This window comes from Streptomyces lateritius (assembly GCF_014649715.1).
In the GTDB taxonomy this organism is placed as follows: domain Bacteria; phylum Actinomycetota; class Actinomycetes; order Streptomycetales; family Streptomycetaceae; genus Streptomyces; species Streptomyces lateritius.
The window spans coordinates 260797-274620 of sequence record NZ_BMTO01000008.1; the positions used below are offsets into that span (position 1 = coordinate 260797).

Genomic DNA, 13824 nt, shown 5'->3' on the forward strand with positions numbered 1-13824 from the left:
TTTGACGGTTCTCGAACGTTCCCTGGGGCAGGGGTCCGTGAGAACCCGGAGGACAGCGCGCTCGGTGGGGAGGCGTCGTGGAGGACTACGCGGGAAGGGTGCTCGCAGACCGCTACCGCCTGCCGCTGCCGCCCGCGGACGCGTACGAACTCCTGGAGACGCGTGCCTTCGACACCTACAGCGGGCAGGAAGTGCTCGTCCGTCAGGTGCCGTTGCCCGAGGTGGTCGACGCCGAGGTCGTCGAGGACGACGGTGCCGGGTACACGCCGTACCGCGCCCAGGGCCGGGCGACCCGGCGGCCGGCCGACCCCGCGGTGCGCCGGGCCGTCGAGGCCGCGCAGGCGGCCGCCCAGATCCCCGATCATCCTCGCCTCGACCAGGTCTTCGACGTGTTCGCGGAGGCCGGTTCGCTGTGGATAGTGAGTGAGCTGGTGGCGGCCACGCCGCTGGCGGCGCTCCTCGACGACCGGCCACTGAGCCCCTACCGCGCCGCCGAGATCGGCTCGGACGTCCTCACCGCCCTGCGGGCGCTGCACGCGCACGGCTGGACCCACCGCAACATCACCGCGCGCACGGTGCTCGTCTGCGACGACGGACGCGTGGTGCTGACCGGGCTCGCGGCCGGCGCGGCGGAGGAGGCCCTGTGCGGCTACGCACCGGTGCCGCTCCCGGAGGAGGTCGAGCGGGGGTACGACGACCGCGGCGGCGGCGGTGTGGAGGAGGAGCCGCCGACGAGTGCGAGTGCGACGCACGTACCCGGAGCGCGCGGACGTACGGAGATCGAGGCGACGGCCGGGCCGGAGCGGACGGAACCGACGGAGTCGATGGAGTCGGCGGAGCGGACGGAGTCGAAGGAGCGGACGGAGTCGACGGACCCTTCCGACACGCCGGCGTCGCCGACTCTGCCCGGCGGGCCCGCTGCCTCGCCGGCCCGAACGCCGACGCCCGTCTCCGATGTACGGGCGGCGCGCGCGGGCGCCATCGCCGCCTACCGGGCGGGAGCCCGGGCTGCCGCGCAGATCGGCGAGACCGGGGCCGTCCCGGTTCAGCGCCCGGTGCCCCCGCCCCCCTCCCCGGTTCCCGCTCGGGGCCTCGGCCCGGAGCCGCACTGGTGGTCCCAGGCCGTCGACGACGACGATGACGACGACGACACGGACGAGGCCGACACGACCTATCCGGACGGCTACCGCCCGGAAGGCGGCGGACCGCCGCGCGCGCTGCTCACCGGATCCTGGAGCGACGGACCGCACGCCTCCCGCGACAGCTCTCCGCCCGTCCCCGCGGGCGGCGGCCCGGCGCTCCCCGGATCAGGCCGCCCCGCCCTCCCGGCCGGCTACGCCCCCGCGCCCGTGCCCGCACCGGCCCCCGCGTCCCCCGACCCCGTACCTGCCTCCGGCCGAGACGGAAGGAGCGGAAAGGGCGGCTGGGGCGAGCCGGGTGAGGGAGACGGCGGCGCCGCGTCCGTCTACCGGGGCCCCGCCACCCGCCTCGCCGGTGAGCGTGCCCGGCAGGCCCGGATCGCCGTCGTCGGCGCCGTCACGGAACGATGGGCGCCCGAGCAGGCAGGGCCGGTCCACGAGAACTGGCGGCTCGCTCCGCCCATCGGCCCCGCCACCGACCTCTGGGCGCTCGGCGCGCTCCTCTACCGGGCCGTCCAGGGCCATGCCCCGTACCCCGAGGACAACGCCGCCGAGCTGGTCCAGCTCGTCTGCGCCGAGCCGCCCGCCTTCGCCGAGGAGTGCGGCCCCCTGCGCCCGGTCGTCGAATCGCTGCTCCGTCAGGACCCGGCCGACCGACCCGACTTCGAGGAGCTGCGCGGCTGGCTGCGCTCCCTCGTCCGCTCCGCGCCGGAACCCGAGGCCGGCCTCGGGGTCGTCCCCCTGCCCCCGGTGGACGCGACCCGGCTGCCCGTGGTGCGCCGGCGGGGCGAGCTGGTGCGCCGGCGCCGCGGGGCGGCGGCCGGTGGCCGCCACCGCCACAAGAAGGGCAGGGAACCCCGATCGGCCCGCCACCAGGACGTACGGCACGACGAGCGCCCAGACGCCCGCCGGGAGTTCCGGCAGGAGCGGTCGCAGGAGCGGTTCCACGAGGAGCTTCCGCAGCGTGCCCCACGCCCGCCCCGGGTGCCGCGCCCGCCCCGCGACGGACGCTCGTCCCGGTCCCCGCGTTCCCTCGGGCGTACGCTCCTGCTCCTGATCCTCCTCCTGCTCGGCGGCGCCGTCGCGTACGCCGTGATGTTCATGCCCAAGGAGGCCGCAACCGGGGGCCAAGACCCCGCCCAGCGGCCGACGAGCGGGCCCACAGGACAGTCCGCCCCGCCCGCCGGGCCGAGCTCCGAGCCCAGCGCCAAGCCGAGTTCCGGCCGGTCGACTCCGCCCGCCACCGAGCCCAGCACGCCCGCCCTCGCCGCCGGGTACACCCTGCGCAAGGACCCGGAGGGCTTCCAGGTGGGTGTCGCCGACGGCTGGCGGCGCAGCCCCGTCAACGACGCCGGCCAAGTGCGCTACAGCGGAGGCGATTTCATCCTGATCGTCGTCCCCGGCCGCGACACGGTGCAGGCCAACGGCTCGGACCCGATGGCGTATCAGCGGACCAAGGAGCGCGAACTCCAGCCCTGGCGGGACTCCTCCTGGTCCAGCGCCTCCGGGCTGCGCCGGATCGACGTCGGCCGGCAGGCCATGGCGGTGGGCCAGTTCACCTGGCAGGACAGCACGGGCCGTGAGGTGTTCGTCCGCAACCTGGCCCTGATCGACGACGGCCGCTACCACGTCGTCCAGGTGATCGGGCCGGAGAGCGAGCGCGACAAGGTGTCCGAGATCTACGACCAGGCCGTGAAGGCCTACCGTTCGACCCGCTGATACTCCCGCCGACCCTGTGGAGCGCCGACTGAGCCCTCCTCAGGAGTGGCCGAAACGCGTCGGTCCACGTCGCCCTGGTCACAGTGGCGTTCCTATGCCAGCCCCGAGGTTCCGTCGCCCGTGTCCCCCTCCGTAACCTGGCATCCGAAGGAACGGGCGGGGGCAAGTGGAACAGTCTCAGAACACAGGTGCGGGGTCCGGGAACGGAAGAGGGACCGGGGCGGAGACCGGGGAGGGTCTTCTGCTCGCCGGGCGCTACCGGCTGGCCGAAAGCATAGGTCGCGGCGGCATGGGCAAGGTCTGGCGCGCCCACGACGAAGTCCTGCACCGGGTGGTGGCGGTCAAGGAACTGACGGCAGGTCGGTTCGCGGCCGAGGCCGACCGGCTGGTCCTCCACGCCCGGACGCAGAAGGAGGCCCGGGCCGCGGCGCGGATCACCCACCCGGGCGTGGTCACGGTGCACGACGTGCTGGAGCACGACGACCGGCCGTGGATCGTGATGCAGTACGTCGACGGCCCCTCGCTCGCGGACGCCGCCAAGGAGGCCGGCACGATCGAGGCCCGCGAGGCGGCCAGGATCGGACTGCACGTCCTCGGCGCCCTGCGCGCCGCGCACGCGGCCGGCGTGCTGCACCGGGACGTCAAGCCCGGCAACGTCCTGCTGGCCAGGGACGGAAGGGTCCTGCTCACGGACTTCGGGATCGCGGCGATCGAGGGCGACTCCACCATCACGCGGACCGGTGAACTGGTCGGTTCCATCGACTATCTGGCGCCCGAGCGGGTACGGGGCGGGGACCCCGGACCCGCCTCCGACCTCTGGTCGCTGGGCGCGACGCTGTACACGGCGGTGGAGGGCGTCTCGCCGTTCCGCAGGACCTCGCCGATCAGCACCATGCAGGCCGTCGTCGATGAGGAGCCGACGCATCCGGCCAAGGCCGGTGCCCTGGCCTCCGTGATCGTCGCACTGCTCCGCAAGAATCCGGCCGACCGGCCGCACGCGGACGAGGCCGAACGCATGCTGCTCGACGCCATGGAGGGCCGTGACCCGGTCGCCGCGCAGGCGTACGTACCGACGCAGCGGGTGGGACGGGCGGAGCTGACCTCCGCCACGCTGCAGCAGCCGACGACGCCGCGGCCCGCACCTTCCAGGCCGGCGCAGCCCTCCACGCCGACGCCGTCCCCGGCTCCGACGTCGACCCCGGCCTCGGCCCCGGCTCCCTCTCCGGCGAAGAGCCGCGGCAAGTGGCGTACGGCGGTCATGGCGGCCGTCCTCGCCGGTCTGCTCGCCGGCGGAGCCGTCTTCGTCGCCATGAACCACTCCGACGGTGGCACGAAGGGCGGGGCCGCCGGCCACTCCGCGGGCCCCACGGTGACGAAGCCCGCCACGAACGGCGTCCCGGAGGGGTGGCACCGGGTCGAGGACCCCAAGGGTTTCAGTCTGCTCGTGCCCGACGGCTGGAAGCGGCAGGCCGATGGCGACAACATCGACTACACGCCGGACAACGGACGCCACCGCATCCGGATCAGCATGGACCGCACGCCCGACTTCGAGAACCCGTACATGCACCTGCTCGACCTGGAGAAGACCGTGGGGACGCGGTCCGGGTACGAGAGGGTCAAGCTCGACCAGAACACCTACCGGGACCAGGTCCGGTCCGCTCTGTGGGAGTTCACCTGGAACGAGAGGAAAACGTTCCCCGGCCCCCGCCACGCGATCGACCAGGTCTACTTCGGCGACGACGGCACCGAGTACGCCGTGTACATGTCGTCCCCGGAGGAGAGCTGGAGCGTGACGCGGGAGCAGTTCGACATCGTCCTGCAGCACTGGCGGGCGCCCGGCGACTGACCCGCCGAGAATCACAGATTCGCACGCCTGCCCGACCGTGAGCCGCCGATCAGGGCTTATGTGCCAGTGATCGCTGGCGTGATTGTGCGCACCCGGTGAAAACGTATTACCGACGGGTACCCAAAGGCCGGAATGCGGCCTACTCTCCCCCTCATGACGGACTCGCAGGCTTCCACCGCCACGGCCACCACCGCCGCCACCCCTTCCGCCACCTCGGCCACGTCGGGGACTCCGGTGACTTCGGCCAAGGGGACCAACCCCGTGGCGCCCTCGCCGGCCGGCGCCCGTACCGCCGCCGACGTGGTCACTCCCGAGGTGGTCGCGCAGCTCACCCGCGGTGTCGTCGGCTCCGGCCGGACCGCGAACCACACCCCCTTCACCGGGGAGAAGCTGGCCGACCTGCCCGAGTCCACCCCCGAGGACGTCGCCGAGGCCTTCGCCCTCGCCCGCGCGGCCCAGACCGCCTGGGCCGCGACCCCCGTCAAGGCTCGCGCCGCCGTCCTCCTCCGCTTCCACGACCTGATCCTGGAACGGCAGGCGGAGGTGCTCGACCTCATCCAGCTGGAGACCGGCAAGGCCCGGCTCCACGCGCACGAAGAGGTCCAGGCGGTCGCCGTCGCCGCCCGCCACTACGGCCGCAAGGCCCCCTCCTACCTGCGCCCCAAGCGCCACACCGGCGTCGTGCCGACCCTCACCAAGGTCACCGAGCTGCGCCAGCCGCGCGGTGTCGTCGGCCAGATCGCGCCTTGGAACTACCCCCTGGAGCTGTCGGTCGGCGACGCGCTCCCCGCCTTCGTCGCCGGCAACGCCGTCGTGATGAAGCCGGACACCGAGACCGCCCTCACCGCCCTCTGGGCCCGTGACCTGCTGATCGAGGCGGGCCTCCCGGCCGGCGTCTTCCAGATCGTCCTCGGCGACGGGCCGGTCGTCGGCCCCGAGGTCGTCAAGCACGCCGACTACGTCTCCTTCACCGGCTCCACCCGCACCGGACGCGAGGTCGCCCAGGGCGCGGCGGCCCGGCTCGTCGGCGTGAGCCTCGAACTCGGCGGCAAGAACGCCATGCTGGTCCTGCGGGACGCCGACATCGAGAAGGCGGCCGCCGGCGCCGTCCGCGCCTGCTTCTCCTCCGCCGGACAGCTCTGCATCTCCATCGAGCGGCTGTACGTCCACGCGTCGGTCGCCGACGACTTCGTCGCCCGGTTCGCCGCCCGTACGAAGGCGATGCGCCTCGGCAACTCCCTCTCCTACGGCGCCGACATGGGCTCCCTCGTCGGCGAGCGGCAGCTGGAGACCGTCACCCGGCACGTCGAGGAGGCCGTCGCCAAGGGCGCCAAGCTCGTCGCGGGCGGCGTCGCCCGCCCCGACATAGGCCCCCTCTTCTACGAGCCGACCATCCTCGACGGCGTCGAGGCCCCGATGTCCGTCTGCACCGAGGAGACCTTCGGCCCGGTCGTCTCCGTCTACCGCTTCACGGACGAGGACGAGGTCGTCGAGCTGGCCAACGCCACTCCGTACGGCCTGAACTCCTCCCTCTGGACGAAGGACTCGCGGCGCGGCCACGCGGTCGCCGCCCGACTGCGCACCGGCACGGTCAACATCAACGAGGGGTACGCCCCGGCGTACGGCAGCGTCCAGGCGCCGATGGGCGGCATGAAGGACTCCGGCCTCGGCCGGCGCCACGGCTCCGAGGGCATCCTCAAGTACACCGAGGCCCAGACCGTGGCCCAGCAGAGGCTGATGCCGCTCGCTCCCTCCTTCGGGATGGACGACGAGAAGTACGCCGCGTTCATGAGCGTGTCCCTGAAGGCGATGAAGGCTTTGCGCCTGCGCTGACGCCCCGCGGCGACGTCTTGCGCCGACACCGGGCGCAGACGTCCCGCGCCGAGACCCGTCCGTTTCCACACGTTTCGTACGAGGAGAGCCATGACCGCGGTACCCCCTGCCCGAAGTCAGGCCGCTCAGCAGGCCGAGACCGACGACGACTCGGCGTACGACTACGACGTCATCGTCGTCGGCTCCGGCTTCGGCGGCTCGGTCACCGCCCTGCGCCTGACCGAGAAGGGCTACCGCGTCGGCGTCCTGGAGGCCGGCCGCCGCTTCGGCCGCGGCGACCTGCCCAAGAACTCATGGGACCTGAAGAACTTCATCTGGGCCCCCGCCCTCGGCCTGTACGGCATCCAGCGCATCCACCTGCTGGGCAACGTGATGGTGCTCGCGGGCGCCGGTGTCGGCGGCGGTTCCCTCAACTACGCCAACACCCTCTACGTACCGCTCGAGCCGTTCTTCGACGACCCGCAGTGGAAGGACATCACGGACTGGCGGGAGGAGCTGGCGCCCTACTACGACCAGGCCAAGCGGATGCTCGGCGTCCGTCTCAACCCGACGATGACCCCTTCGGACGTCCACCTGAAGGCGACCGCGCAGGCCATGGGCATCGGTGACACCTTCCACATGGCGCCGGTCGGCGTCTTCTTCGGGGACGGCGCGGACGCCGAGGGGGTCACGAAGGCGAAGCCGGGCACGGAGGTCGACGACCCGTACTTCGGCGGCGCCGGCCCGTCCCGTACGGCGTGCACCGAGTGCGGCGAGTGCATGACGGGCTGCCGCCACGGTGCCAAGAACACCCTGAACGAGAACTACCTCTACCTCGCCGAGAAGGCCGGCGCCGTCGTCCACCCCATGACCTCGGTCGTCGCCCTCACCGAGGACTCGCGGGGCGGGTTCGCGGTCAAGACCCTCCCCACCGACAACCGGAAGAAGGGCAAGGGGAGGACGTTCACGGCCCGGCGGGTCGTCGTCGCGGCCGGTACGTACGGCACGCAGACGCTGCTGCACCGCATGAAGGACACCGGTCTGCTGCCCCGGATCTCCGCCCGCCTCGGTGAGCTGACCCGTACCAACTCGGAGGCGCTGGTCGGCTCGCAGACCACCGACCGGCGCTACCGCAAGAAGCACGGCGCCGCGAGGGTCGACTTCACGCGCGGGGTCGCGATCACCTCCTCGATCCACCCGGACGAGAACACCCACATCGAGCCGGTCCGGTACGGCAAGGGTTCCAACGCCATGGGCGGCATGACCGTCCTCCAGGTGCCCTACGGCGCGCACCGGGTACGGAACTGGCTCCTCCAGATGGCCCTGCACCCGGCCCTCGCGGTCCGCTCGCTCTCCAATCGCCGCTGGTCGGAGCGGACCATCATCGGTCTGGTCATGCAGTCCCTGGACAACTCCCTGACGACCTTCCGCAAGCCCGGCGGCATCGGAAAGGGCCTGCTCACCGCCCGCCAGGGCCATGGCGCGCCCAACCCGAACCAGATCCCCGAGGCGACCCGGGCCGCGTCCCTGCTCGCCGAGGAGATCAACGGCTTCGCCGGCTCCAACATCGGCGAGCTGATGGGCACCCCGCTGACCGCGCACTTCCTGGGCGGCTGTCCGATCGGCGCCGACGCCGCGTCCGGCGTCATCGACCCGTACCACCGGCTCTACGGCCACCCGGGCATCTCGGTCGTCGACGGGGCGGCGATCTCCGCGAACCTCGGCGTCAACCCCTCGCTGACGATCACGGCCCAGGCGGAGCGCGCGATGTCCTTCTGGCCGAACAAGGGGGAGGATGACCCGCGGCCGCGGCAGGGCGAGGCGTACGTCCGCCTCGCCGCGATCGCCCCGAAGGCCCCGACGGTGCCGGCGGACGCCTTCGGCGCGCTGAAGCTGCCGTTCCTGGGGATCCCGGCCGTACCGCCGAAGCGCTCCCAGCCGACGCGGCCGGCGTAGGCGGGCCAAGCGGTCAGGGCGCGCGGCTCCGGACGGCGTTCCGGATACGGAAGAGGCGCTGCACCCCCCTCCGAGTGCAGCGCCTCTCCAGCTTCTGGGTGGTGCCGCATACATGACCTGTGGCCAGGGGGATTGGTTGTACCCGATTCCGAGATTTGCGGTGTGACGCGCGTCACTTCTGTGACGGGTGGCGCGTCGGGGCAGGGCAAGGGCCCCGCTGCGCGATTCCGGTCGCGGCGGGGCCCTTGGGGATCGGCACCGGTGTCAGGGCGGCGGCGGTGCCGAGGGGGAGCGGCGCCGGGGGTTGCGCCGCGTGGAGGTGGTGGGGGACGGGGAGGTGTGGGGTTGTCGCGCGTCTCGCGCCTGATCGGGACGGGTGCCGGCGCATCCGTCTGGACCGGTTGCGGTCGGCCCCGGGCGTCCCCGGGGCCGACCGCCCTTTCTCGGTGACCGGGCTGCTGTCCCCTGCCGTCCGGTCACGCGCGCTGGGGCGAGGTCCCACGACGTACTTGCGGTACGTCACACGCTCCAGCGAAGCCACGCGTGGTTTTTTCGGGCCCGCCCCTGGCTGGCACGGACAACACGACCAACGAAGGGGTGCAGGAGCCGGTCACGCGCCGTACGGGTGAGAGCGGGCCCGAACTCAGGTCCGTACCACCGCCCCCGAGGGTCGGATACGGCCGTCCGTGCCCCGGGCCACAGACGCGGCGGTCCGTGCCCCGGGCCCCCGGGCCCCCGCGCCCGCGGGTCAGACGCGGCCCCGGCACAGCTCCAGGACGGTCATCGCGAGCGAGGTGCCCGGCTTGCCCAGCGCGTCCCGGTAGTGGCCCAGCACCTCCATCTCGCGCGCGAGGTTCACGCGGCGGCCGCCCGAGCCGATCCGGGCCTCCTGGATCACGGCCGAGACGGCCATACGTTCCTGGATCAGACCGATGATCCGGTCGTCGAGCGCGTCGATCCGCTCGCGGGCGTCGCCGATGAGCGCGGCCGCCTCGTCGGTACGGGCGCCGGTCTTCTCAGCGATGTTCACGGTCATGGTGGGGCTCCTTGGGCTGTCGGTGTCGGCCGCCCCGGAGCGACATGGCCCGGAAACCACGAAGCGCCCCGGGCCTTGTCGGCCCGGGGCGCCTCGGAAGTCGCTTGTCAGTTGCTCAAGCAGCACGACCATGGCAGCCGGACGGGCCGGTGCCATAGGTAAAGACGAAGGTCGTGAGCTTGCGCATGCGGACAGTATGGACCCCGCCCCGCTCCGTCGGCCAAACCCGGTTCGGATGGTGAGACGAAAAGCGACTACCGACGCGCCGGTAGAATCGACAAATAGCCCCCCTCTCGGGGGACCCTCCCTACCGCCGGAAGGCCGCCGTAGTGTCATCAGCGACTCCCGCTGCCGCGCCCGACGTCTCCAACCCGGACGTAGTCCTCGTTGTCGACTTCGGCGCCCAGTACGCCCAGCTCATCGCCCGCCGCGTCCGTGAGGCCCGGGTCTACAGCGAGATCGTCCCGTCCACCATGCCGGTGGCCGAGATGCTGGCCAAGAACCCCAAGGCGATCATCCTCTCCGGCGGCCCGTCCTCCGTGTACGCGGAGGGCGCCCCGCGCCTCGACCGCGCCATCTTCGAGGCCGGCGTTCCCGTCTTCGGCATGTGCTACGGCTTCCAGCTGATGGCGACCACCCTCGGTGGCACCGTCGACAACACGGGCGCCCGTGAGTACGGCCGTACCCCGCTGTACGTCTCCAGGAGCGGCTCGACCCTCTTCGAGGGCACGCCGAGCGAGCAGTCCGTGTGGATGTCGCACGGCGACGCCTGCTCCGCCGCCCCCGAGGGCTTCGCCGTCACCGCGTCCACGGACGTCGTGCCGGTCGCGGCCTTCGAGAACGACGAGAAGAAGCTGTACGGCGTCCAGTACCACCCCGAGGTGCTGCACTCCACGCACGGGCAGCAGATCCTGGAGCACTTCCTCTACCGCGGCGCCGGCATCGAGCCGAGCTGGACCACCGGCAACGTCATCGAGGAGCAGGTCGCGGCCATCCGCGAGCAGGTCGGCACCAAGCGCGCCATCTGCGGTCTCTCCGGCGGCGTCGACTCCGCCGTGGCCGCCGCGCTCGTGCAGAAGGCCATCGGCTCGCAGCTCACCTGCGTCTACGTCGACCACGGTCTGATGCGCAAGGGCGAGACCGAGCAGGTCGAGAAGGACTTCGTCGCCGCGACCGGCGTCCAGCTGAAGGTCGTCGACGCGCAGGAGCGATTCCTCACCGCGCTCGCCGGGGTCTCCGACCCCGAGGAGAAGCGGAAGATCATCGGCCGCGAGTTCATCCGCGTCTTCGAGCAGGCCCAGGCCGAGATCGTCGCCGAGTCGGCGGGCACCGGCGAGGACGTCGCCTTCCTCGTCCAGGGCACGCTCTACCCGGACATCGTCGAGTCCGGCGGCGGCACCGGCACCGCGAACATCAAGTCCCACCACAACGTGGGCGGACTCCCCGAGGACCTGGAGTTCGAGCTCGTCGAGCCGCTGCGCCAGCTGTTCAAGGACGAGGTCCGCATGGTCGGCCAGGAGCTCGGCCTGCCGGAGGAGATCGTCCAGCGCCAGCCCTTCCCCGGACCGGGCCTCGGCATCCGGATCGTCGGCGAGGTCACCAAGGAGCGGCTCGACCTGCTGCGCGAGGCCGACGCCATCGCCCGCGAGGAACTGACGGCCGCCGGTCTCGACCGCGAGATCTGGCAGTGCCCGGTCGTCCTGCTCGCCGACGTGCGCTCCGTGGGCGTCCAGGGTGACGGCCGGACCTACGGCCACCCGATCGTCCTGCGCCCCGTCTCCTCCGAGGACGCGATGACGGCGGACTGGACGCGGATGCCGTACGACGTGCTGGCGAAGATCTCCACCCGGATCACCAACGAGGTCGCCGACGTGAACCGTGTGGTGCTCGACGTGACGAGCAAGCCGCCGGGCACCATCGAGTGGGAGTAGTCCCTCCGCGCCGTCGTTCGAAGCCGCCGTCCCTCGTGGGCGGCGGCTTCGCCGTCTCTCCGTCGCGTGTTCCGGTCGCGTGTTTCCATGGCGTGTTTCCGTGGCGTACGGACTCTGGTGAGTTGCGCGGCCCGGCGTTACCTTCCCGCGCATGAGCGAGACACCGGCCCCGGCCCCCGTACCCGTCGCCCGGCTCCACTTCGCCATGCCGCCCGTCCACGAGACCGCCGAGGAGGAACGGGCGTACCGCAAGCAGCGGCTCGCGGGCGCGCTGCGACTCTTCGCGCGGTTCGGGTACGAGGAGGGCGTCTCGGGTCATGTCACCGCACGCGACCCTGGATTCGCCGACTGTTTCTGGGTGAACCCCTTCGGGGCCCCGTTCGCCGAGCTGACCGCGAGCGACCTCCTCCTGGTCGACGGGGACGGCAGGGTCGTCCACGGCGGCCATCATGTGAACCAGGCCGCCTTCACCGTCCACGCACAGGTCCACCGGGCCAGGCCCGACGTCGTCGCCGTCGCCCACACCCACTCCACGTACGGGCGGGCGCTCGCCGCGCTCGGCGAACTGATCGAGCCGATCACACAGGAGGCCTGCGGTTTCTACCAGGACCACGCGCTCTTCGACGCGTACACCGGGGTCGCGGTCGACCGGGAGGAGGGGCGCCGGATCGCCACCGCCCTCGGCCCGTACAAGGCGATCGTGCTGCGCAACCACGGTCTGCTGACCGTCGGGGGCTCGGTGGACGCGGCGGCCTGGTGGTTCATCGCGATGGAGCGCTGCGCCCAGGTGCAGCTGACCGCGCGCGCGGCGGGCAGGCCGGTCCCGATCGGTCACCGGGAGGCGGTCGCCACCCGCGACCAGCTCGGCACCGATCTGGCCGCGTGGATCAACTACCAGCCGCTGTGGCGTCGGATCAGCCGCGCGGAACCCGAACTCCTGTCGTAGAGCGGCGCTGCAAACGGCACTTCAGCTGTCCTTACGTCAATGTGATGACGGTTCAATCACTCTCGCGCGGGGCGCTCGAAGCATGTGGGGCACGTTTCGATACGGCACAATTCCCGATAATCACCGGCGAGTTGACTGATCGGGAAGTGAGCGCCGTGGCGGTGCAAGAGGCCAGACAGTGCGGTGACCACGCGCGGTGCGCAGAGGGCGGACGAGCGGGGCACCGGCGCGCCGTCGCCGCGTTCCTCGCCCGACGGGACGAGCTCGCCGCGGGGCAGGGGGTGCCGGCGGCCGTCGCCCACTCCCCGGGCGCCTCCCGGCAGTGGGTCTCCGACGAGCTCGCCGAGTCCGCCCGCACCGTCGCCGCGCGGGGCCGCGAGGCCGGCGAAGCCTGGCTCCGGCGGGTCCGGCGCGTCACCTTCGGCGTGCTCGGCGGCGCCGTCCTCGCCCTGCTCCTCGGACAGGCGCTCACGGCCATCGGCACGGGGTGGACCGGCGCGCGTACGGCCGCGCTGGCCGCGACCCTCGTCCTCGCCGCCCTGCTGACCGGCGCCGGCCACGCCCACCGGGCGCGCGGCGGGATCCTCGCGCCGCTGATCGGGGAGGACAACCGGCTCTCGACCTCCCGTGCGGTCGCCGCCTCTTGGCTCCTCTTCGCCGTCTGGACCGTGCTCTTCCTCGCGCTGCGGCTGGTCACCGGAGCCGACCGGGTCGGCCTCGGGCCCGCGCGCGGCGCCGGACTGCTGACCGCCTTCGCGCTGACGGCGGCCGTCGCCGTCGCCGTCCGGCGGATCGTGTGGGTGCGGATCGTGGGGCAGCGGCTGCAGAAGATCCGCGCCGACCGCCCCCGTGCGGCCGACCTGCTGTGCGACGACAACGGCCGGGCGAGCCTCACCGACCTCCAGTACGTCCTGGTGACCGGGGCCGTCCTCGTCCTCGGCGCCGTCCGGCTCGGGCGTGACCCCGACCGGCTGCCCGCCCTGCCGTGGAGCCTGGTTCTCCTCGTCGCCGTGTCGGCGGCCGGCTATCTCGCCGGGAAGTGTGCGGAGGGCGGCCGGCCCACGATCCTCGCCGTCGTCCGGTCCCGCGAGGCGGGCGACCTGGACGCCCCGATCCGTACCGGGGACGACATCGAGATCCGGGGCGCCGGGTTCGTCCCGGCCGGCGCCGAGAGCCCGGACGCCCTGACTCGTCTGGTCGTGCGCGTCGGCCCCGTCCACGCGCACGTCCCCCTGATCCCGGTCCCGGGCGGCTTCGCCAACCCGACGGACGCGACCCTGACCGTGCCGCTCCCGGTGGACGTGGAGCCGGGGCGGGTCGAGGTGTGGGTGGTGACGGCCGCGGGCGTGGAGACCAACCGGGTCACGATCGACGTCGTCGACTGAGCCTCGGCCGAGCCACCTGAACTCCGGGCGTGTTCTCCGCGTATCCAGATGCGG

Annotated in this window: 8 protein-coding genes; 7 read left to right on the forward strand and 1 reads right to left on the reverse strand. The window is 72.6% G+C overall.

Annotation, left to right across the window (positions count from 1 at the left end; genetic code table 11):
* The first annotated feature begins 77 nt into the window (after positions 1-77).
* From IE136_RS18570 to IE136_RS18585, 4 genes are all read left to right on the forward strand, one after another.
* A complete protein-coding gene (locus tag IE136_RS18570) occupies positions 78-2858 on the forward strand; it encodes a serine/threonine kinase C-terminal domain-containing protein (protein WP_189600883.1) in 2781 nt (926 codons plus the stop codon).
* Between the two features lie 241 nt (positions 2859-3099).
* Positions 3100-4704 (forward strand): serine/threonine-protein kinase, encoded by a 1605-nt coding sequence (locus IE136_RS18575; protein WP_189600935.1) that lies wholly within the window; start codon positions 3100-3102, stop codon positions 4702-4704.
* A gap of 153 nt (positions 4705-4857) precedes the next feature.
* Positions 4858-6537 carry a succinic semialdehyde dehydrogenase gene (locus IE136_RS18580; protein WP_189600884.1) on the forward strand — a complete coding sequence of 560 codons (1680 nt, stop codon included), beginning with the start codon at positions 4858-4860 and terminating at the stop codon, positions 6535-6537.
* A gap of 90 nt (positions 6538-6627) precedes the next feature.
* Positions 6628-8472, forward strand: coding sequence for a GMC oxidoreductase (locus IE136_RS18585; protein ID WP_189600885.1), 1845 nt, complete (start codon positions 6628-6630; stop codon positions 8470-8472).
* Positions 8473-9220: 748 nt separating this feature from the next.
* Here the strand turns inward: IE136_RS18585 and IE136_RS36750 are convergent.
* Positions 9221-9568: a chorismate mutase gene (locus tag IE136_RS36750; RefSeq protein WP_373309087.1), complete on the reverse strand. Its 348-nt coding sequence runs from the start codon at positions 9566-9568 to the stop codon at positions 9221-9223.
* Between the two features lie 269 nt (positions 9569-9837).
* Between IE136_RS36750 and guaA the strand changes: the two genes are divergently transcribed.
* The 3 genes from guaA (at position 9838) to IE136_RS18605 (ending at position 13770) form a co-directional block, all read left to right on the forward strand.
* The gene (gene guaA / locus IE136_RS18595; protein WP_158989535.1) at positions 9838-11439 is read left to right on the forward strand and encodes a glutamine-hydrolyzing GMP synthase; all 1602 of its coding nucleotides are present in this window, start codon (positions 9838-9840) and stop codon (positions 11437-11439) included.
* 151 nt (positions 11440-11590) lie between these two features.
* Entirely contained in the window at positions 11591-12385 is a 795-nt protein-coding gene (locus IE136_RS18600) for a class II aldolase/adducin family protein (protein ID WP_189600886.1), read from the forward strand.
* A gap of 155 nt (positions 12386-12540) precedes the next feature.
* Positions 12541-13770 carry a hypothetical protein gene (locus tag IE136_RS18605; RefSeq protein ID WP_373309088.1) on the forward strand — a complete coding sequence of 410 codons (1230 nt, stop codon included), beginning with the start codon at positions 12541-12543 and terminating at the stop codon, positions 13768-13770.
* The last annotated feature ends 54 nt before the right edge of the window (positions 13771-13824 follow it).